Source organism: Streptomyces sp. NPDC002838 (assembly GCF_040295365.1).
Classification (GTDB): domain Bacteria; phylum Actinomycetota; class Actinomycetes; order Streptomycetales; family Streptomycetaceae; genus Streptomyces.
This window is the reverse complement of record NZ_JBEOVF010000057.1, coordinates 26119-46756: the sequence shown is the minus strand read 5'-3', so window position 1 is coordinate 46756 and position 20638 is coordinate 26119. Positions and strand designations below refer to the sequence as shown.

The 20638-nt window shown below is 68.9% G+C and carries 16 protein-coding genes; 15 read left to right on the top strand and 1 reads right to left on the bottom strand.

The features are described 5' to 3' along the window. Nucleotides 1–116 precede the first annotated feature (116 nt). The 15 genes from ABT063_RS43225 (at nucleotide 117) to ABT063_RS43155 (ending at nucleotide 18287) form a co-directional block, all read left to right on the top strand. Nucleotides 117–1052: a carbohydrate ABC transporter permease gene (locus ABT063_RS43225; protein WP_351066447.1), complete on the top strand. Its 936-nt coding sequence runs from the start codon at nucleotides 117–119 to the stop codon at nucleotides 1050–1052. Beyond that, nucleotides 1049–1945, top strand: coding sequence for a carbohydrate ABC transporter permease (locus ABT063_RS43220; protein ID WP_351066446.1), 897 nt, complete (start codon nucleotides 1049–1051; stop codon nucleotides 1943–1945). The genes ABT063_RS43225 and ABT063_RS43220 overlap by 4 nt, the downstream gene beginning before the upstream one ends. Further along, the gene (locus tag ABT063_RS43215; protein ID WP_351066445.1) at nucleotides 1942–3234 is read left to right on the top strand and encodes a pectate lyase family protein; all 1293 of its coding nucleotides are present in this window, start codon (nucleotides 1942–1944) and stop codon (nucleotides 3232–3234) included. Before ABT063_RS43220 ends, ABT063_RS43215 begins: the two co-directional genes overlap by 4 nt. Then, entirely contained in the window at nucleotides 3231–4385 is a 1155-nt protein-coding gene (locus tag ABT063_RS43210) for a Gfo/Idh/MocA family protein (RefSeq protein ID WP_351066444.1), read from the top strand. Before ABT063_RS43215 ends, ABT063_RS43210 begins: the two co-directional genes overlap by 4 nt. Continuing rightward, nucleotides 4385–5230: a DUF6807 domain-containing protein gene (locus tag ABT063_RS43205; RefSeq protein WP_351066443.1), complete on the top strand. Its 846-nt coding sequence runs from the start codon at nucleotides 4385–4387 to the stop codon at nucleotides 5228–5230. Before ABT063_RS43210 ends, ABT063_RS43205 begins: the two co-directional genes overlap by 1 nt. After that, entirely contained in the window at nucleotides 5227–6744 is a 1518-nt protein-coding gene (locus tag ABT063_RS43200; RefSeq protein ID WP_351066442.1) for a glycoside hydrolase family 43 protein, read from the top strand. Before ABT063_RS43205 ends, ABT063_RS43200 begins: the two co-directional genes overlap by 4 nt. Nucleotides 6745–6781: 37 nt before the next feature. Beyond that, nucleotides 6782–8797 (top strand): pectinesterase family protein, encoded by a 2016-nt coding sequence (locus tag ABT063_RS43195; protein ID WP_351066441.1) that lies wholly within the window; start codon nucleotides 6782–6784, stop codon nucleotides 8795–8797. Nucleotides 8798–8868: 71 nt separating this feature from the next. Next, nucleotides 8869–10215 (top strand): ABC transporter substrate-binding protein, encoded by a 1347-nt coding sequence (locus ABT063_RS43190; protein ID WP_351066440.1) that lies wholly within the window; start codon nucleotides 8869–8871, stop codon nucleotides 10213–10215. 182 nt (nucleotides 10216–10397) lie between these two features. After that, entirely contained in the window at nucleotides 10398–11192 is a 795-nt protein-coding gene (locus ABT063_RS43185; RefSeq protein WP_351066439.1) for a rhamnogalacturonan acetylesterase, read from the top strand. Nucleotides 11193–11224: 32 nt separating this feature from the next. Continuing rightward, nucleotides 11225–12547: a pectate lyase family protein gene (locus ABT063_RS43180; protein ID WP_351066438.1), complete on the top strand. Its 1323-nt coding sequence runs from the start codon at nucleotides 11225–11227 to the stop codon at nucleotides 12545–12547. Nucleotides 12548–12679: 132 nt separating this feature from the next. Then, complete coding sequence (locus tag ABT063_RS43175) at nucleotides 12680–13810, top strand: pectinesterase family protein (protein WP_351066437.1); 1131 nt, start codon at nucleotides 12680–12682, stop codon at nucleotides 13808–13810. A 1-nt stretch (nucleotide 13811) separates the two neighbouring features. Next, nucleotides 13812–14843 carry a pectinesterase family protein gene (locus ABT063_RS43170; RefSeq protein WP_351066436.1) on the top strand — a complete coding sequence of 344 codons (1032 nt, stop codon included), beginning with the start codon at nucleotides 13812–13814 and terminating at the stop codon, nucleotides 14841–14843. Beyond that, entirely contained in the window at nucleotides 14836–16098 is a 1263-nt protein-coding gene (locus ABT063_RS43165; RefSeq protein WP_351066435.1) for a pectate lyase family protein, read from the top strand. Before ABT063_RS43170 ends, ABT063_RS43165 begins: the two co-directional genes overlap by 8 nt. Further along, nucleotides 16091–17137, top strand: coding sequence for a dienelactone hydrolase family protein (locus ABT063_RS43160; protein WP_351066434.1), 1047 nt, complete (start codon nucleotides 16091–16093; stop codon nucleotides 17135–17137). Before ABT063_RS43165 ends, ABT063_RS43160 begins: the two co-directional genes overlap by 8 nt. Nucleotides 17138–17174: 37 nt before the next feature. Next, nucleotides 17175–18287, top strand: a complete 1113-nt coding sequence (locus tag ABT063_RS43155) for a right-handed parallel beta-helix repeat-containing protein (protein ID WP_351066433.1) — start codon at nucleotides 17175–17177, stop codon at nucleotides 18285–18287. Between the two features lie 6 nt (nucleotides 18288–18293). Here the strand turns inward: ABT063_RS43155 and ABT063_RS43150 are convergent, their stop codons facing one another. After that, nucleotides 18294–20507: a glycoside hydrolase family 43 protein gene (locus ABT063_RS43150; protein WP_351066432.1), complete on the bottom strand. Its 2214-nt coding sequence runs from the start codon at nucleotides 20505–20507 to the stop codon at nucleotides 18294–18296. Nucleotides 20508–20638 lie beyond the last annotated feature (131 nt).

The following is a 20638-nucleotide window of genomic DNA, read 5'->3' as shown; positions in this document are numbered from 1 at the left end:
GCAGCACGACCTGGCACATCCCTGTACAGCGAGAAAGCGCTTCCTGCACGAGAACGCACGACGTACGCACCACCCACGCACGAAGCACGCACGACGTACCAGAACGGAGAACAGTCATGGCCCAAGCCGCAGCCGTGGCGAAACCGCCCGCGCCACCCCGGCGGCGCCGTGCCTCCGCCACGCCGCGCAGGCTGCCGTACCTGCTGATCGCCCCGGCGGCCCTGCTCATGCTCGGCTTCATCGCCTACCCGGTGATCAGCGTCTTCTACTACAGCCTGCAGAACTACAACCCCACCAAGCCGTGGCGGAACGGCTACGCGGGCTTCGACAACTTCGTCCACGCCTTCACCGACGACCCGCTGTTCTGGGACACACTGGTCTTCAGCGCCAAGTGGGTCGTCGTCGAGGTCGGCCTCCAGCTGCTGTTCGGCCTCGCGCTCGCCCTCATCGTCAACCAGACCTTCGTGGGCCGGGGGCTGGGACGCGCCATGGTCTTCTCCCCATGGGCCGTCTCCGGCGTGCTGACCTCCGCGATCTGGGTGCTGCTCTACAACTCCCAGACGGGCATCACCCGTTACCTCGCCGACATGGGCATCGGCAGCTACGGCACCAGCTGGCTGTCGGACACCGGGACCGTGTTCTGGGCCGCGATCGTCGCCGACCTGTGGCGCGGTGTCCCCTTCTTCGCCATCCTCATCCTCGCCGACCTGCAGTCCGTCTCGAGGGACCTGTACGAGGCCGCCGAGGTCGACGGGGCCAGCCGCATCAAGCAGTTCTGGCACATCACGCTGCCGCACCTGAAGGACGCCATCATCCTGTCCACGCTGCTGCGCGCGGTGTGGGAGTTCAACAACGTCGACCTGCTCTACACCCTGACCGGCGGCGGACCCGCGGGCGAGACGACGACCCTCCCGCTCTACATCGCCAACACCAGCGTCGACGCGCACAACTTCGGCTACGCGTCCGCCCTGACCACGGTGGCGTTCGTGATCCTGCTCTTCTGCTCGATGGTCTATCTGCGCCTGAGCAAGTTCGGAGGTGGGGACAAGTGAGCACCAAGGAGGCCACCGCGGTGGCACCGGCTCCCGAGCCCGCGGTCGTCGAACCGCAGCGCCCCACGGGCAAGCGCCGTGCCTGGGACGAGGCGCCCCGCTGGCAGATCTACCTGCCGCTGTCGATCTACCTCGTCTTCACCCTCATCCCCTTCTACTGGATCCTGCTCTTCGCCCTCCGCCCGGCCGGCTCGACCTCGCTCGTGCCCTGGCCGATGACCTTCGACCACTTCGAGAAGGTGTGGACGGAGCGCAGCTTCGGCACCTACTTCGAGAACAGCCTGCTCGTCGGCGTCGCCACCCTGGTGATGACGACCCTCGTCGCACTGGCCGGCGGCTACGCCCTCGCCCGGTTCGACTTCAAGATCAAGCAGGCCTTCATGCTGGCCCTGCTCTGCTCCCAGTTCGTGCCCGGCGCGCTGCTCCTGGTCCCGCTGTTCGAGATCTTCGCCGAACTCCAGATGATCAACTCGCTGGGCAGTGTGATCATCGCGGAGACCGTCTTCCAGCTGCCGCTGTCGATGATCCTGATCAGCAACTTCATCAAGAACGTGCCGTACTCGCTGGAAGAGGCGGCCTGGGTCGACGGCTGCAACCGGTTCACCGCCTTCCGGATCGTCGTCCTGCCGCTGCTGCGACCCGGACTGATCGCCGTCGGTTCCTTCGCCTTCGTGCACTCCTGGAACCACTTCCTGTTCGCCCTGATGTTCCTGAACAACCAGGAGAAGCAGACCATCCCGGTCGGCCTCAACACCCTGATGAGCGCGGACAGCGTCGACCTCGGCGCACTCGCCGCGGGCGGCATCATCGCGGCCGTACCCGTCGTGCTCGTGTTCGCCTTCATCCAGAAGTGGCTGATCACGGGCTTCAGCGCGGGGGCGGTGAAGGGATGAGGCTCCGTCAGATCGCGGTGGTCGGCGCCGCGTTGGGTCTTCTGTGTGTCCCCGCGCACGCCGAGGAACGCGACATCAGCCGCGACACCCTGCCCCCGAACGACGGCTGGGCCTCCGCCGCCGGCGGCACCACCGGAGGGGCCGCGGCCGACGACGCGCACGTCCACACCGTCACCGACCGCGCCGGACTCGTCCGCGCGCTCGACGGCGGCAGCGACACCCCGAAGATCATCAAGATCGCCGGGACCATCGACGCCAACACCGACGACGACGGCGACCGCCTGGACTGCGCCGACTACGCCACCGACGGCTACAGCCTGAAGAAGTACCTGGCCGCCTACGACCCCCGCACCTGGGGCCCGGCCAAGCCCAGCGGCCCGCAGGAGGAGGCCCGCCAGGCCTCGGCGGCCAAGCAGGCCGAGCGGATCGTGCTGCCGGTCGGCTCCAACACCACCATCGTCGGCCTGGGCAAGAAGGCCGTCCTCAAGGGCGCCGGCCTCCAGGTCAAGAACGCGAACAACGTGATCATCCGCAACCTCGACCTGCGCGACGCCTACGACTGCTTCCCCGTCTGGCAGCCCAACACCGGCGGCCTCGGCGACTGGAAGACGGCCTACGACAACCTCTGGCTGCGCGGTGCCACCCACGTGTGGGTCGACCACGTGACCCTGAGCGACAAGGGCCACCCGGACGCCAAGGAACCCACCCACTACGCCCGCAACTACCTGCGCCACGACGGCCTGCTCGACATCACCAACGGATCCGACCTGGTCACCGTCTCCTGGAGCCGGTTCGCCGACCACGACAAGGCGATCCTCATCGGCAACGGCGACACGGCCACCGGCGACCGGGGCAAGCTCCGCGTCACCCTGCACCACAACGAGTTCGAGTCGATCGTCCAGCGGGCGCCCAGGGTCCGCTTCGGGCAGGTGCATCTCTACAACAACCGGTACGTCGTCCCGGACGACGCCCACGACTACCGCTACTCCGTCGGTGTCTCCACCGAGTCGGCCGTCTACGCCGAGAACAACGCCTTCACCACCCCCGGCCACATCGAGGTCGCCGACCTGGTCAAGAGCTGGAACGGCACCGCCCTGCACCAGAGCGGCACCCTCTTCAACGGCTATCCGGTGGACCTGCTCGCCATCTACAACGCCTACAACTCGGGCAGCGAGCGTGATCTCACGGCGGACGTCGGCTGGAGACCTACCCTGCACACAAAGATCGACAACGCCGCCACGGCCGACCGAGAGGTGGCACGCGGCGCGGGCGCAGGGAGGACCCCATGACCGTTCCGATCGTTCTCGCGGGCGCACGCGGCCACGGCCGCTGGCACCTGGACGACATCCGCCGGCTCCAGGACAAGGGCATCGTCCGGCTGGCGGGGATCTGCGAGCTGACCCCGCTGACCGGGGACGAGATCCCCGAGGGCCTGGGCACGCCCGAGCAGTCCGCCGACTTCGGGGCCCTCCTCGACTCCACCGGCGCCCGGATCGCCGTGATCTGTACGCCGATCCCGACGCACACGGACCTGGCGCTGACGGCCGCCGGCAAGGGCGTGCACCTGCTTCTGGAGAAGCCGCCCGCCCCCTCCTACGCCGAGTACCGCCGGATGGCCGACGGGGTCGCCAAGGCCGGCGTCGCCTGCCAGATCGGCTTCCAGTCGCTGGGCTCGCACGCCGTGCCCGCGATCCGCGAGCTGATCGCCGAGGGCGCGATCGGAGAACTCGAGGGCGTCGGCGGGGCCGGTGCCTGGGCGCGTCCCGAGGCGTACTACCGGCGGGCGCCGTGGGCGGGAAAGCGCAGGCTGCACGGGGTCGACGTGATCGACGGGGCGCTGACCAACCCGCTCGCGCACGCCGTCGCCACCGCCCTGGCGCTGGCCGGGGCCCCGCACGCCGAGGACGTCACCGAGATCGAGACCGAGCTGCTGCGCGCCAACGACATCGAGTCCGACGACACCTCCTGCGTCCGCGTCACCACCACACGGGACCTCCCGGTGACCGTCGCGGCGACCCTGTGCGCCGAGGACCCCGACGAGCCGTACGTCGTCGCGCACGGCAGCCGGGGCCGGATCACCTTCTGGTACAAGCAGGACCGCGTCCTGCTCCAGCGGGCCGACCACGGCCCCGAGGAGTACGAGTACGGCCGCACCGACCTGCTGGAGAACCTCGTCGAGCACCTCACCGACGGCGCCGACCTGCTGGTCACGCCGGACGCCACGGGCTCCTTCATGAAGGTCGTCGAGGCGATCCGCCAGGCCCCCGACCCGGCTCCGCTGCCGGAGGGGACCTGGCACCTGCTCCCCGACGAGCGGCGCCGGGTAGTCCCCGGCGTCGACGGACTCGTCGCGGCAGCCGCCGACACCCTCTCCCTGTTCTCCGAGCTGGACGCCCCCTGGGCGGTCCCGAACGGACTCCGAAAAGAGGTGAGCACCTGATGACGACCAACGACACGCCGGTGCTGCGCGTCGCGGGCCGCCCGGTCGGCCGGTACGTCACCCGGCCCGAGCTGCCGGCCCGGCTCTCCCCGCGCCCCTACCTGCACCCCGTCACCACCCTGGCCGGCACGGCGGTCACCGAGCTCAGCCCCGCCGACCACACACACCACCTCGGCGTCGGTGTCGCCGTTCCCGACGTCGAGGGGGCCAACTTCTGGGGCGGACGCACCTACGTCCGTGACCAGGGCCCGACCGAACTGGACAACCACGGCGCCCAGCGGCACGCCACCTTCCAACTGCGCGACCCCGACGGCTTCGTCGAGGAGCTGCGCTGGGTGGCGGCCGGAGCCGAGCTGCTGCGCGAACGCCGTACGGTCGCGGCCACCGAACTCACCGACGCCGCCTGGGCGCTGGACTTCACCTTCTCGCTCACCAACGTCACCCCGGACCCGCTGTCGATCGGCAGCCCCGCCACCAACGGGCGGCCCGGCGCGGCCTACGGCGGCTTCTTCTGGCGGGCCCGCAAGGAGCACGAGGCCCCGCACGTCTTCACCGCCGCCACGGAGGGCGAGGCCGAGGTCCACGGCACCCGCGCCGACTGGCTCGCCCTGGCCGGCGCCACCTGGACGCTGGTCTTCGCCGGGGCCACCGAGCAGACCCGGCGCGACCCGTGGTTCGTGCGCACGGCCGAGTACCCGGGCATCGGCTCGTCCCTGGCGTACGACGAGCGGCTGCCGATCCCGCCCGGCGACACCGTCGTACGGCGGATCGTCACCGTGGTCGCCGACGGCCGTCTCGACCGGGACGGAGCCGCGGCCCTCATCAGGAAGGCGGTGAGCCCATGACCGCGGAGACCGTGGGGACATACACGAACCCCGTCCTGAACGCCGACTGGTCCGACCCGGACGTCGTCCGCGTCGGCGACGACTTCTATCTCACCGCCTCCAGCTTCGGCCGCGCCCCCGGCCTGCCGCTGCTGCACTCCCGCGACCTGGTCAACTGGACCCTGGTCGGCCACGCCGTCGAACGCCTGGAACCGGCAGGCGAGTTCAAGGCCCCGCGCCACGACTGCGGAGTCTGGGCACCGTCGTTGCGCCACCACGACGACCGCTTCTGGATCTTCTGGGGCGATCCCGACCAGGGCATCTTCCAGGTCAACGCCCCCGGCATACGCGGCCCTTGGACCCATCCGCATCTGGTGAAGGAGGGCAAGGGACTCATCGACCCGTGCCCCCTGTGGGACGACGAGACCGGCGAGGCCTATCTCGTGCACGCCTGGGCCAAGTCCCGCTCCGGGATCAAGAACCGCCTCACCGGCCACCGCATGCATCCCGACGGGACGTCACTTCTCGACGAGGGCAAGGTGATCGTCGACGGAGACCGCATCCCCGGCTGGTTCACCCTCGAAGGCCCCAAGCTCTACCGGCACGACGGCTGGTTCTGGATCTTCGCCCCCGCCGGGAGCGTGGAGACCGGCTGGCAGGGCGCCTTCCGCTCCCGCGGCTTCTTCGGGCCGTATGAGGAGAAGGTCGTCCTGGAGCAGAAGGACACCGACGTCAACGGGCCGCATCAGGGCGGCTGGGTGCGCACCCCGTCCGGCGAGGACTGGTTCCTGCACTTCCAGCAGCGCGGTGCGTACGGCCGGGTCGTCCACCTCCAGCCGATGCGCTGGGGCGCGGACGGCTGGCCGGTGCTCGGTGAGGACGGCGCCCCCGTCGCCGTACACCCGCGGCCCGACCTGCCGCCGCAGCCGGCCGCCGCGCCCGCCACCGACGACGACTTCCCCGGCGGACGCTTCGGCCGCCAGTGGCAGTGGACGGCCAACCCGCAGGACGGCTGGGCCACCCAGCACTCAGGAGACGGCCTCAGGCTGGCCTGCGTCCGCTCGGCCGACGCGCACGACCTGCGCAAACTGCCGAACGTGCTCACCCAGCGGCTGCCGGGCATCCCGTCCGCCGTCGAGGTCGAGCTGAGGCTGCACGGCGAGGAACCGGGCGCGCGGGCCGGGCTCGCGGTTCTCGGAGACGCCTTCAGCTGGATCGGACTGCAACGGGGGGCCGACGGGGCGGTCCACGTCGTGCACCGGTTCGCGGAGGCCGTTGCCGAGAAGGAGCGGGACGCCGACCATCCGCGGCTCGCCCCCGAGGGACGGGCGCGCTTGCGGATCGAGATCGACGCCGGAGCACGCTGCCGCTTCTTCCACGACGTCGGTGACGGCCTTCGCCCCTCGGGTCAGGTCTTCGCCGCCACCCCCTGGCGCTGGGTCGGCGCCCTGCTCGGCCTGTTCGCCCTCGCGCCCGTCGGCCCGGGACACGCCGGCGCCGCGAGTTTCACGCAGTTCCGGATCAACCCTCTGTAACGCACGCACCGCACCCGTACGCCTGTTGGGAGCCGCAATGACGCACCTCCATAGCAAGCGCTTGCCGAGACCGAGGTCGGGACACGGCAGGGTCCTGGCCGCCGTGATCGGCCTCGTGGCCGCGCTGAGTCTCGGGGCGCTCGGGGAGGCCGAGGCCGCACCCGTCGACCGATCCGCGACCCCCGCCGACCGGTCCGCGACCACCGCGGACCGCTGGACCGACCGTCCGCACGGTTTCGCCTCCCTCGCCGGCGGCACCACCGGCGGTGCGGGCGGCAAGGTCGTGACCGTCACCGACCAGGCCTCACTGGCGAAGTACGCGGCGGCCGAGGAGCCGTACGTCATCCGGGTCAAGGGCGCCCTGGAGATGGATCCCTTCGGCACGGAGATCGCCGTCGCCTCCGACAAGACCATCATCGGCGTGAGCGACAGCGCCGAGATCGTCCACGGCGGTTTCAACCTCGACCCCGGCACCCACAACGTCATCATCCGCAACCTCACCATCCGTGACACGGCGATCGAGGGCAACTGGGACTGCAAGGACACCGACTTCGACGGCATCCGGATGGACACCGTCCACCACGTGTGGGTCGACCACATCCGCTTCTCGCGGATCTGCGACGGCCAGCTCGACATCCGCAAGGACAGCGAGTACGTCACCGTCTCCTACAACCAGTTCACGGACAACAACAAGACGTTCGGCATCGGCTGGACCCCGAACGTCAAGACGCAGATCACCATCGACCACAACTGGTTCACGGGCACCAAACAGCGCAACCCGTCCGCCGACAACTGCGCCTACGCGCACCTCTACAACAACTACCTGTCGGATCAGCTGGCGGACGGCGACCCCGTGTGGACGTACGGGAACTGGTCGCGCGGCAAGACCAAGATGGTCATCGAGAACAGCTACTACCGGAACGTCCAGCACCCCTACCAGGCCGACACCACCGCCGAGTTGGTGGAGCGGGGGTCGATCCTGAAGAACACGACGGGCAGGCACGACGAGTGGGGTGCCGCCTTCGACCCACGGGAGTTCTACGATTACCGGCTGGATCCGGCGGCAGCCGTCCCGGCGCTGGTCAAGCGCTTCTCCGGACCGCAGAAGCGGATCGGCGACCCGGTGACGCTGCACGTCCCGGCCCACTACCCGACCGTGCAGGCCGCCGTGGACGCCGTGCCCGAGGGCAATGACGTCCCGGTGACGATCGCGATCGCGCCGGGTACGTACCGGGCGAAGGTCCTCATCCCCGCGGGCAAGCCGAACATCCTGCTGCAGGGGACTGGACACGATCGCTCCGACACCGTCATCGTCTACGACACGCCCGCCGCGAACGGCGGCTCCACCGGGAGCGCGACCGTACGGATCGCCGCGAACGACGTCACGGCCCGCAACCTCACCTTCAGCAACGACTTCGACGAGGCCGCGCACGAGGTCAACGGCGAGCAGGCGCTGGCGATGAAGACGACCGGCGACCGGATCGTCTTCGAGGACACCGCCTTCCTGGGCAACCAGGACACCCTGATGACCGACAGCCCCAAGCTGGACGTGATCAGCCGGGTCTACATCCGCGACTCGTACATCGAGGGCGATGTCGACTTCGTCTACGGACGCGCGACCACCGTCGTCGAGCGGTCCGTGATCCGCGCGCTGAGCCGTGGCTCCGCCACCAACAACGGGTACATCACGGCCGCCTCGACGTGGACGGGCAATCCGTACGGGTTCCTGATCACGGGATCGAGGATCGTCAGTGACGCGCCCGCCGGGACCTTCCATCTGGGGCGGCCCTGGCACCCGGGCGGTGAACCCGCCGCGGTCGCCCAGGTGTTGATCCGGAACACCGAGCTGCCCGCCGCGATCAAGTCCTCGCCGTGGACCGACATGAGCGGGTTCTCGTGGAAGGACGCGCGGTTCGCCGAGTACCGCAACTTCGGTCCGGGCGCGGGTGCCTCAGCGGACCGGCCGCAGATGAGTGACGCCGACGCGAAGGCGTACACCGTCGCGAATTACCTCAAGGGCGCGGACGGCTGGGCGCCGTACACCCGCCGCTGAGGTCCCGTGGTGAACCGAACCGACCCCCCACAACTTCATATCTCGCTGGATCCACAAGAGAGAGCCGACCAATGAAGATCAGCATCCGTAGAAGCAGGCGCGCTGCCGTAGCCGTCGCCCTGGGCTCCGTACTGGCCCTGACCGCCACCGCCTGTGGTGACGACGGCAGCGGCGCGGGCGGTGACAAGGGCGAAGAGGGCAGCGGCAAGGGCGAGATCGTCTTCTGGGACAACAACGGCGGTGTCCGCACCGACATCTGGAAGGAGATCATCGCCGACTTCGAGAAGGCGAACCCGGACATCAAGGTCGAGTACGTCGGAATCGCCTCCACCGAGTACCAGTCCAAGGTCGACACCGCCATCCAGGGCGGCGGACTGCCGGACGTCGGCGGTGTCGGTGCGGCGATGGCCGCGGGATTCGCCGCCCAGAACGCGCTGGAGCCGCTGGACGACCGGCTCTCCAAGTCCTCCCTCAACGGCAAGCTCAACGAGTCCATGATCGAGTCGCTGAAGTCCGCCGGCGGCGGCGACTCGCTGTACTCGATCCCGACCTCCGCCAACAACGGTGTCCTCTACTACCGCACCGACCTGTTCAAGAAGGCGGGCCTGGACGAGCCGACGACCTGGGACAAGTTCTACGAGGCCGCGGACAAGCTCACGAACACGCGCAAGAACGAGTTCGGGTACACCATCCGGGGTGGCGCCGGTTCCATCGCCCAGGCGTTGGACGCGATGTACGGGCAGTCCGGCATCACGTCCTTCTGGGACGCGAGCGGTGAGAAGACCACGGTCAACGACCCGAAGAACGTCGAGGCACTGGAGAAGTACGCGGCCCTGTACAAGAAGGTCACACCGGCCGCCGACCTCAACAACGACTTCACCAAGATGGTCGCTCAGTGGGATTCCGGCACGATCGGGATGCTGAACCACAACCTGGGCTCGTACCAGGACCATGTGAAGGCGCTCGGGGTGGAGAAGTTCCGTGGCATCCCGCAGCCGATCGGGGCCGGGGGCAAGCGGGTTCAGGTGTCCAACCCCGTTGACGGGCTGGGCCTCTTCAAGAGCTCCAAGAACAAGGAAGCCGCCTGGAAGTTCATCGAGTTCGCCACCTCGCACGAGGAGAACTCGAAGTTCAACAAGTCGGCCGGGCAGGTTCCGGCGAACAGCGACGCCGCGAAGGATGCGTGGATCTCCGAGGCGGAGCCCACGAAGCTGGCCGCGGCGGCGTTGAGTGATGGGTCCACGACCATTGTTCAGCTGCCGTACTACCTGCCGGACTGGAACACGGTCTCCAAGTCCGAGAACGAGCCGAACTTCCAGAAGGTGCTGCTTGGGGACATGAGTGCGAAGGAGTTCCTCGACACGTTGGCTGAGCAGCTGAACACGGCTCAGGCCGAGTGGAAAGAGCAGAACGGCTAAGAGCTCGGTTCTGTTTGTCGGCGGCCGGCTGCGGGTTGTTTGTGGCTGGTCGCGCCCACGCGGCGGTAGCCGCATATCAGCACAGTCCCGCGCCCCTGAAAAGCAGGGGCGCGGGGGTTACCCCCCACTTGAAAGGCACCGCCAAACGCATTTCCTCAATGCCTGTTGAGAAAGGCGCCTCTGTGTCACTCACCCGCAGACAGGTCACCAGTGCGGCTTTTGCCGCTGTTCCTCTTGCCTTCGCGGCCCATGGGACCGCTGTCTCTCACGCAAGGTCCCGCACTCTCTTCGTCGCCGGTGATTCCACCGCGGCCCAGAAGTACGCCCCCGCCGCCCCCGAGACCGGGTGGGGCATGGCGCTTCCGTTCTTTCTGCGCAAAGATCTGGTCGTCGCCAATCACGCCGTGAACGGGCGCAGTTCGAAGAGCTTCATCGACGAGGGGCGGCTCGATGTCGTCCTCGGGGCGATCCGGCCGGGCGACTTTCTGATCATCCAGTTCGCTCACAACGACGAGAAGGCGGACGACCCCACTCGTTACACCGAGCCCTGGACTACGTACCAGGACTATCTGCGCCAGTACGTCGACGGCGCCCGGGCCCGTGGTGCCCGGCCCGTGCTCGCCACGCCCGTCGAGCGCAGGAGGTTCGACGCGGGCGGCAACGCCGTGTCGAGTCACGGCGACTATCCGGCGGCGATGCGTGCGCTCGCCAAGGAGGAGCGCGTCGCTCTGCTCGACCTCCAGGCCCTGTCCCTCGCGCTGTGGCAGCGGCTCGGCGTCGAGGAGACGAAGACGTACTTCAACTGGACCGCGACCGAGCAGGACAACACGCACTTCAACCCGCCCGGCGCGATCGCCGTGGCGCGGCTCGTGGCCCAGGAACTGCTGCGTACGCGGGTGCTCGCGCCGCGCGATGTACGCCGGCTGGACGAGGAGATTCCCGCGTCCTGGATCACCTGGCCGCAGGCCGCCGCGTAACACCCCGTCCCTGAAAAAAGGAGAGCCGCACAATGCGCGCACAGGCATGGCATGAGCATGTCATTACAAAGAGAGCGGCCGTTCTGGTCGGCTGCACCGCTCTCACGCTGTCCCTGACCGGCACCGCCGCCGAGGCCGGCTCAGGCTCCCGCGACCTCGGTCGTCAGGTGCTCGGCGCGAACGACGGCTGGGGCTCGCAGGGCGCGGGCACGACCGGTGGGTCGGCCGCCGACGCCGAGCACGTCTACACCGTCACCACCTGGGCTCAGTTCAAGGCCGCGCTGAAGGACGGCGGCGACGCGCCCAAGATCATCAAGGTCAAGGGCATGATCGACGCCGTCTCCCAGGGCTGCGAGGCCTTCGTCACCGGCGGCTACGACCTCCAGCAGTACCTCAAGGACTACGACCCGGCCGTCTATGGCAACGACAAGGTCGCCATGGGTCCGCAGGAGGACGCGCGGGTCGCGTCCGCCGCCAGGCAGGACTCGGAGATCAAGGCCAACATCCCCAGCAACACCACCATCGTCGGCGTCGGCAAGAACTCCGGCATCCTCGGCGGCAGCATCCAGATCAAGGGCGTCTCGAACGTCATCATGCGCAACCTCACCATCGAGGCCCCGCTCGACTGCTTCCCCAAGTGGGACCCGACCGACGACAACAACACCGGCAACTGGAACTCCGAGTACGACACCGTGGTCGTCTACGGCACGGACCACGTGTGGCTCGACCACAACACGTTCACCGACGGGCGCTACCCCGACAGCGAGCGGCCGGTCTACTTCGGCAAGGTGTTCCAGCAGCACGACGGGCTGACGGACATCGTGCGCGGCTCCAACTACGTGACCGTGTCCTGGAACCGCTATGAGAACCACGACAAGAACATGCTGATCGGCAACGGCGACAGCCTCGCCGCCATCGACGCCGGCAAGCTCAAGGTCACCATGCACCACAACCGCTTCGACGGGATCCTCCAGCGCTCTCCGCGTGTGCGGTTCGGACAGGTCGACGTCTACAACAACCACTACGTGGTGAACGAGGAGCAGAAGGACGACTACTACATCTTCGGTGTCGGTATCTCCTCGCAGCTCCACGCCAGCCACAACGCCATCTCGCTGCCGGCCGGCGCCAGCGTCGGCAAGGCGCTGAAGAAGTGGAACGAGTCCCCGCTGACCGCCGAGAACAACTACGTCAACGGGAAGCTGACGGACCTGATCGCCGTGCACAACGCCGAGATCCCCGGCGAGACCCTCCAGTCGGGCGCCGGCTGGAAGCCGACCCTGCGTACCAAGGTCGACTCTCCGAAGGCCGTCCCGGGCATCGTCGGCCACCGCGCGGGCGCCGGCCGCATCTGCTGACGTCCCCCTTCCGAGAACCGGCCGGGGCGGCCCGCACCGCACCCCCACCACGGGGTGCGCCCGCCCCGGCCCCCACTGCGGGGGAGTCCCTGATCCACCCCTGTAAGAGCCGCACCTCGAAGGAGCACCCGCATGCCCTCGCCCCACCTCCAACTCCCCCTGTCCAGAAGGGGATTCCTGATGGCGAGCGCCGGAGCGGGCGCCGCGCTCGCTCTCACGCCGGCCCCCGCGCGGGCCGGCGGCGGAAAGCGCCCGTTCGGCCGATACGGGTCACCGGCCGCGCGCCTCACCCCGAAGACCCTGTACGTCGACCCGCACGGCCAAGGCGACCACACCTCCGTCCGGGACGCCGTGACCGCCGCGACCGGCAGCGGCTGGACGCTGGTCATCGCCCCCGGCACCTACCGCGAGACGGTCGCCGTCGACGCCACCCGCCCGGAGGCGACCTGGATCGGCGCGAGCGAGAACCCCCGCGACGTCGTCATCGTCTACGACAACGCGGCCGGCACCCCCAAGCCCGGCGGCGGTACCTACGGCACCACCGGGTCCGCCACCACCACCGTGCAGGCCGCCGGTTTCACCGCCCGCTGGATCACCTTCGCCAACGACTGGCTGCGCGCCGACCACCCCGAGATCACCGGCACCCAGGCCGTCGCCATCAAGGTCCAGGGCGACCGCTCGGCCTTCCACCACTGCCGCTTCCTCGGCCACCAGGACACCCTGTACGCCGACTCGACGGCCCTGACCGCCTTCGCCCGCCAGTACTACTCCCACTGCTACGTCGAGGGTGACGTCGACTTCGTCTTCGGGCGGGCGACCGCGGTGTACGAGAACTGCCACTTCCGCACCCTGAACCGCACCGACCTGGGCGGCGCCCCGTACGGCTTCGTCTTCGCACCGTCCACGGCGGGCGCCAACCCGCGCGGCTACCTGGTCGTCCGCGGCCGGATCAGCAGCGAGGCCCCCGACGCCCACTACAAGCTGGCCCGCCCCTGGGTGCCCAGCTCGGACACCACCGCCCGCCCGATGCTCACCGTCCGGGACACGTGCATGGGCCCCGGCATCGACGCGGTCGCGCCCTACACCAACATGTCGGCCTCCTTCCCCTGGCAGAACCAGCGGTTCGCCGAGTACCGCAACACCGGGCCGGGAGCCGTGATCACGGTTCCGGAGAACCGGCCCCAACTCACCGCCGAGCAAGCCGCGTCGGCGACCCGCGCGGCGTACCTCGGCGACTGGACGCCGTGGAAGGAGGCGCGCTGAGATGCCGCGCAGGCGCACCCTTCTGACGGGGATCGCCGGCGGTCTCGTGGCCGCCGGCACCGGTCCCGCCTTCGCCGGTGGCGGCCGCCGCGTCCTGCACGTCCGCCCCGGCGACTTTGTCCAGGCGGCCGTGGACGCGGTGGCCGGGCCCGGCTGGACGATCGTCGTGCACCCGGGGACGTACCGCGAAGTCGTCAAAGTACCCGCCGACAAGGCGGAGCTGACCCTGCGCGGCGCCACCCGCGACCCCCGCCACACCGTCATCGTCTACGACAACGCCAACGGCACCCCGAAACCCGACGGGTCCGGCACGTACGGCACGGCCGGCTCCGCCACCTTCACCTCGGCGGCCCCCGGCCTGACCGTCCGCGACCTCACCCTCGCCAACGACTGGCTGCGCGCCGACCACCCCGAGATCACCGGCACCCAGGCGGTGGCGTCGTACACCCACGGCGACCGCACCCACTTCGAGAACGTCCGCCTGCTGGCCCACCAGGACACCCTCTTCGTCGAGACGACCGCGCTGGACACCTTCGACCGGCAGTACTTCCACCGCTGTTACATCGAGGGTGACGTCGACTTCGTCTTCGGACGGGCGACCGCCGTGTTCGAGGACTGCCACTTCCGCACGCTGCGACGGGACGTCACCTTCACTCCGAAGGGCATGGTCTTCGCCCCGTCCACCGCCCGCGCCAACCCCCACGGCATCCTGGCGGTCCGCTCCCGGATCACCTCCGCCGCCGAGGACGGGGCGTACAAGCTGGCCCGGCCCTGGGTGCCGTCGTACGAGACGACCGCCTGGCCGTCCCTCGTCGTGCGGGACACCCGGATCGGTTCCGGGATCGACGCGGTGGCGCCGTACACCAACATGCGGGAGGCCTATCCCTGGCAGACCATGCGGTTCGCCGAGTACCGCAACACCGGGCCGGGTGCCGTGATCACGGTTCCGGAGAACCGGCCCCAACTCACCTCCAGTGACGCCGCGTCGCACACCAAGCGGGCCTATCTCGGTGACTGGCGGCCGTATGCGTAAAGTCGCCGCCCTCCTCGCATGCCTGTGCCTGTTCTGGCCGAGCCAGGCCTCCGCCGCCGAGCGCGGCCCCGTCGGCTGGGCCTCGACCGGCCCCGGCACCACCGGTGGCACGGGCGGGACCAGCTGGACGGTGGACACCCGCGCCGAGCTCAAAGAGGCCCTGACCAACCGCGGCGACCCCACCGCACCCAAGGTGATCCGGGTCGTCGGCGACATCAACGGCCATGAGGCCGAGGACGGTTCCCTGCTCGGCGAGCAGGACTACGCGCCCGGATACGACCTTGCCAAGTACATGTCCTGCTTCGGCGAGGACGGGTCCGTCTGGTCCGACACCCGTCACGACTACTGCAAACAGCAGCGTCAGCTCCGCCAGACCGGGTCGAACAAGGAGAAGGCGCAGATCCAGCTGACCGTGCCGAGCAACACCACCCTGCTCGGCGTGGGCCGCGACGCCCGGCTCCTCGGGGTCTTCCTGACCGTCAACACCGGCACGAACATCATCGTGCGCAATCTGCACCTCGAAGCTCCCGTCGACCACTTCACCACCTGGTCACCGGGCGACGGCACACAGGGCAGCTGGAACGCCCGCTTCGACGCGATGACCGTGATCACCGGCAAGAACATCTGGGTCGACCACTGCACCTTCACCGACGGCCGCTTCCCGGACCGCGAGGCACCCCTCGGCTTCCACGGCGAGCGCGTCCAGCGGCACGACGGACTGCTCGACATCGAGGACGGCTCCGACTTCATGACGGTCTCGGACAGCCGGTTCACCGACCACGACAAGGCGATCCTCATCGGGTCGGGGGACGGGCGCGGTGACCGGGACCGGGGGCATCTGAAGGTGACCTTCGTCCGGAACCTCTTCACCGACATCGTGCAGCGCGCCCCGCGCGTCCGCTTCGGGCAGGTACACGTCGTCAACAACGTCTACCGGGGCCGGGCGGACGGCACCCTGTACGCGCTCGGCGTCGGCGTCGAGTCGGCGATCTTCTCCGAGCGCAACGTCTTCGCCTACCGGCACGGCGACCCGGCCCTGTCGGTCGCGGACTACGGCGGCGAGCACTTCCGGGACACCGGCTCCTGGTTCAACGGCCGGCCCGCCCGCCTGAACGCGGTGGCGAGCGGCCTCGGTCTGACCGACGACGTCGCCTGGAACCCCGCCGACGTCTACGACTACCGGCCCCTCACCTCCCGGTCGGCGGTCGAGCACCACGTCCTGCGTCACGCCGGTGCCGGGAGGCCGTATGCGTGAGCCGTTGGGTTCCCTGAAGGGCGAGCTGAACTTCCCGCTCGCCTGGGGTACTTCACCGGTCCGCGACTTCAAGGCCTGGCGCCGGGCCGCCCGTTCCAAGGTCGAGGAGCACCTCCTCGTCGACCGGCAGGACGGGACTCCGTACGCACCCGAATTCGCCCCCGGCCCCCAAGGGGGCGTCTACGCAAGAGAGTTGGTGACCCTCTCCCTCACCCGTCACGAACGCGTCCGCGGTGCCCTGCTCACCCCGCACGGCACCGGACCCTTCCCCGCCGTACTCCTCCTCCACGACCACGGGTCCAGATTCGACATCGGAAAGGAGAAGTTCGTCCGGCCCTGGTACGACGACACCCGGATCGCCTCCGCTCAGGCCTGGGCGGACCAGCACTTCAGCGGGCGGTTCGTGGGCGACGAACTGGCCCGGCGCGGATACGTGGTCCTCTGCCTGGACGCACTCGGCTGGGGCGACCGCGGCCCCGTCACCTATGACCAGCAGCAGGCCCTGGCCTCCAACTTCTACAACCTCGGCTCCTCGCTCGCCGGACTCATGGCCCGCGAGGACGCCCGCGCCGCCGGATTCCTGGCCGGCCTCGACCGCGTGGACGCCCGCCGGGTCGCGGCCGTCGGGTTCTCCATGGGCGCCTACCGCGCCTGGCAGACCGCCGCGCTCAGCGACCACATCGCCGCCGCCGCGAGCGTGTGCTGGATGACCGGGCTGAAGGAAATGATGGTGCCCGGCAACAACACGCTGCGCGGGCAGTCGTCGTACTACATGCTCCACCCGGGCCTGCCCCGGTTCCTCGACTTCCCCGACGTGGCGGGCATCGCCGCACCCAGGCCGATGCTCTTCTTCAGCGGCGCGCTGGACACCCTCTTCCCCGCCGACGGCGTTCGGGTGGCCCACGACAAACTGCGCGCCGTCTGGCGCTCGCGTCACGCCGAGGAGCGGTTGCGCCTCAAGACCTGGCCCGACCTCGGCCATGTCTTCGTCGACCGCATGCAGGACGAGGTCCTCACCTGGCTGGACCGCGTCCTGTGACCCCTCCCCACCCGAACGAGCAAAGGACCCGCACTCCATGTCTCGTCGTACCGCTCTCACGGCCGTCGCGGCGCTCACCCTGGGCACCGGCCTGGCCGTACTCCCCACCCAGGCCCAGGCAGCGACCGTGGTCGTCAGCAACTCCACCGACCTGTCCAACGCCATCAAGAACGCCACGCCCGGCACGGTCATCCAGGTGCGCGGCGGCACCTACTACCCGACGGCCACCCTCCAGTCCACGGCCAACGGCACGTCGTCCTCGCGGATCACGCTCACCGCGTACGGCTCGGAGACCGTGAAGATCGACGGCTCGAACCTCCCCGCCGGCGGCTGGATCTTCAAGCTCACCGCCGACTACTGGAACGTCTCCAACATGACCTTCCAGAACTCCCCGGACAGCGCGGTCGTCTGCCAGTCCTGCACCGGCACCAGCTGGAACAACATCAAAACCATCAACGGCGGCGACTCCGGCTTCACGCTCACCGGCGACGGCACGGTCAACAACACCGTGAAGAACATCGACAGTTACGGCCACTACGACGCCGCGACCCATGGCGAGAACGCCGACGGCATCGCCGTGAAGTTCGGCTCCGGCACCGGCAACCTGATCACCGGGGCCCGCCTCCACAACAACTCCGACGACGGTCTGGACTTCTGGTCCTTCTCCTCGCCCGTCACCGTCGAGCACACCTGGGCCATGGGCAACGGCAAGAACCGCTGGGGCGACTCCGCCTTCGCGGGCGACGGCAACGGCTACAAGCTGGGCGGCGACGGCGAGGTCGTCGCGCACGTCGTCAACAACTCCGCCGCCTGGGACAACGCCGGCAACGGCTTCACGGAGAACTCCAACAAGGGCGCGATCGTCATCAACCGCACCACCGCCTACGCCAACGCCAAGTGGGGCTACTACTTCGCCACCGGCGCGGCCCGCCTCGGCAAGAACCTCGCCGTGAGCAACGGCGGCGGCTCGGTCAACAAGGGCTCCTCGGTGGTGTCGGCCGGGAACAACTGGGACAGCGGCGTCAGCACGCCCGCCTTCCGGTCGACGGACGCGTCGAGCACGTACAACGCCCGGCAGTCCAGCGGCGCGCTGCCCGTGACCACGTTCCTGACCACGGGCAGCACCACCATCGGCGCGACGATGGACTGAGCCTCGTCAGCCCCGTCGTACCGGCTTGATGCCCTCCAGCGTCGGCACCACCGGCAGAATCGTGCCGTCGGCCGCGAACTTCATGCGGTCGATCGTCGTCTCGCGGTGCATGCCGTCACCGCCCGGCTTCCCGGGGCCGTTCAGGGCGAACCGGTGGTAGACGATGTACCAGTCGTCGGTGCCGGGCGCGTTCACCACGGAGTGGTGGCCGGTGCCGAGGATGCCGTAGTCGGGGCGCTTGGACAGGATCGTGCCCCGCTTGGTCCACGGGCCGAGCGGGGACGGTCCCGTCGCGTAGGCCACGTGGTAGTTCTCGCTGCGGGTGTCGTCCTCCGACCACATGAAGTAGTAGGTGCCCTTCCGCTTGATCACGAAAGCGCCCTCGCGGAAGTTGTCCGGGGTGATGTCCTTCACCTGCGAGGCGTCGAAGGACACCATGTCGTCGTTCAGCGGCACGACGTATCCGTGGCCGTTGCCCCAGTACAGGTACGACTTCCCGTCGTCGTCCGTGTAGACCGCCGGGTCGATCATCTGGCCCTTCAGTGAACCGCCCTTCGCCACCAGGGGCTTGCCCAGCGCGTCCTTGAACGGGCCCGCGGGGGAGTCGGCCACCGCCACGCCGATCTGCTGCTCGGCGCAGAAGTAGAAGTAGTACTTGCCGTTCCGCTCGGCGATCGCCGGCGCCCACGCGTTCTTGTCCGCCCAGGTCACGTCCGGTCCGAGGTCCAGGATGACCCCGTGGTCCTTCCAGTGGACCAGGTCCTTCGAGGAGTACGCCTTGAACTTCGTCCCGCTCCAGCCCTGGAAGCCGTCCGTCGTCGGATAGATCCAGTACTCGCCGTTCAGGTAGTGCACGTCCGGGTCGGCGTTGAGGCCGGGCAGGACGGGACTGCGGGTCGCCACCGCCTCGACCGTCCAGGTGCGGGTCGTGCCGTCGGCGGCTCTCACGGTGTACTTCTGCGGTTTGCGGAAGTCGCGGCGCGTGCCCGACCTCGGGCTCAGTGTCGCTCCCTCACCCGCCCACAGCTTCGGGGCCAGCCGCGAGAGGTCCGCGCCCGGCTCCATCGGCAGCACGACCTTCGACGCGGCGTCGGTGACGATCGCGTACCCCTTCTGGCCCTTCGCCGTGGCGTCCATGACCGAGGTCGGAGTGGAGGGGTAGGCGGCGAGCAGCCGGTCGTACTCCGCCTGCGTCACCGGGAGCACCGTGCCGTGCCGGGGGCTGGCCGGCAGCTGGTAGTTCGTGGACGGGGTCCACTTGCCCGAGTCGAGGTCGGTGGTCTCGAAGGGGATGTAGCCGCGGCCGCCGTACTCGTCGATGAACAGGTACCACTTGTCCTCGGTGTTGGACTTGAAGACCGTCGGGCCCTCACCGCGGTCCATCGCACCGCTGCCGATGCAGTCCGCGACGAAGTCGTACTTGGCCGACGTCAGGCTCGTCGACTTCTCCCCGGTGATGAACTTGGCGCAGGGCGAGCTGGAGGTCGGGTCCCGCTCGTCCTTGGTGTAGCGGTAGTAGGTGTCCTTGTGCTTCACCACCGTCGAGTCGATGACCGAGTAGCCCGGGTCGTTCCAGACCTTCGGCTCGCTGAAGGTTCGGAAGTCCTTCGTGGTGGCGTACATCATCTTGTTGTACGTCGAGCCCGTGTGGTCGGGGTCGTCGTCGGCGTACAGCTTCGACGCCCAGAAGACGACGAACTCACCGAGCGAGTCGTCCCAATAGGCCTCCGGTGCCCAGGTGTTGCCCGCGTTGTCGGGGGAGACCTTCACCAGGCGCTGGTCGGTCCAGTGGACCAGGTCGGTGGACTCCCAGACCATGATCGACTTGCTGCCGTGCCGCTGGACGTGGTCCCAGCTGCCGCTGGAGTTCTTGTACATCCGCAGGTCCGTGGCGATGGCGTAGAACTTGTCGCCCTTCGGGGAGCGGATCACGAACGGGTCCCGCAGCCCCTTCTCGCCGATGGTGGAGGTGAGGACCGGCTTGCCCCCGTTGAGCTCGCGCCAGTGCAGTGGGTCGTTGCCCCGGCTGAGGGCGTACCGGATCTGCTCGCCGTCGGCGGTGCCCTCGCCGGTGAAGTAGGCGAAGAGATAGCCGGCGTACTTGGGCTGGTGCTTCACGGGTGGTGCTCCTGATTGGGCGGTGCTCGGGGGTATGGCGATCAGGGAGAGGAGGAGGGCCAGGAAGGGGGCCAGGAGCGTACGGGCGGTACGGCGTCGCATGACACATCCTGTGGGAGTGTGGGGGTTTCTGTTGGGTCGGCTCGCCTTGGGAGTGTCATCGGCGGGAGACAGCTGGTCAATCGGTGTGCGTGGGACAAGAGGGAGCGAAAGTTTCGATCGCTTTCGCGGGT

What these genes read in the sequence shown, in the direction of transcription:
- ABT063_RS43225 (WP_351066447.1), top strand. Translation starts at nt 117, where the DNA reads ATGGCCCAAGCCGCAGCCGTGGCGAAACCGCCCGCGCCACCCCGGCGG.
- ABT063_RS43215 (WP_351066445.1), top strand. Translation starts at nt 1,942, where the DNA reads ATGAGGCTCCGTCAGATCGCGGTGGTCGGCGCCGCGTTGGGTCTTCTG.
- ABT063_RS43210 (WP_351066444.1), top strand. Translation starts at nt 3,231, where the DNA reads ATGACCGTTCCGATCGTTCTCGCGGGCGCACGCGGCCACGGCCGCTGG.
- ABT063_RS43205 (WP_351066443.1), top strand. Translation starts at nt 4,385, where the DNA reads ATGACGACCAACGACACGCCGGTGCTGCGCGTCGCGGGCCGCCCGGTC.
- ABT063_RS43200 (WP_351066442.1), top strand. Translation starts at nt 5,227, where the DNA reads ATGACCGCGGAGACCGTGGGGACATACACGAACCCCGTCCTGAACGCC.
- ABT063_RS43195 (WP_351066441.1), top strand. Translation starts at nt 6,782, where the DNA reads ATGACGCACCTCCATAGCAAGCGCTTGCCGAGACCGAGGTCGGGACAC.
- ABT063_RS43190 (WP_351066440.1), top strand. Translation starts at nt 8,869, where the DNA reads ATGAAGATCAGCATCCGTAGAAGCAGGCGCGCTGCCGTAGCCGTCGCC.
- ABT063_RS43180 (WP_351066438.1), top strand. Translation starts at nt 11,225, where the DNA reads ATGCGCGCACAGGCATGGCATGAGCATGTCATTACAAAGAGAGCGGCC.
- ABT063_RS43175 (WP_351066437.1), top strand. Translation starts at nt 12,680, where the DNA reads ATGCCCTCGCCCCACCTCCAACTCCCCCTGTCCAGAAGGGGATTCCTG.
- ABT063_RS43170 (WP_351066436.1), top strand. Translation starts at nt 13,812, where the DNA reads ATGCCGCGCAGGCGCACCCTTCTGACGGGGATCGCCGGCGGTCTCGTG.
- ABT063_RS43165 (WP_351066435.1), top strand. Translation starts at nt 14,836, where the DNA reads ATGCGTAAAGTCGCCGCCCTCCTCGCATGCCTGTGCCTGTTCTGGCCG.
- ABT063_RS43160 (WP_351066434.1), top strand. Translation starts at nt 16,091, where the DNA reads ATGCGTGAGCCGTTGGGTTCCCTGAAGGGCGAGCTGAACTTCCCGCTC.
- ABT063_RS43155 (WP_351066433.1), top strand. Translation starts at nt 17,175, where the DNA reads ATGTCTCGTCGTACCGCTCTCACGGCCGTCGCGGCGCTCACCCTGGGC.
- ABT063_RS43150 (WP_351066432.1), bottom strand. Translation starts at nt 20,507, where the DNA reads ATGCGACGCCGTACCGCCCGTACGCTCCTGGCCCCCTTCCTGGCCCTC.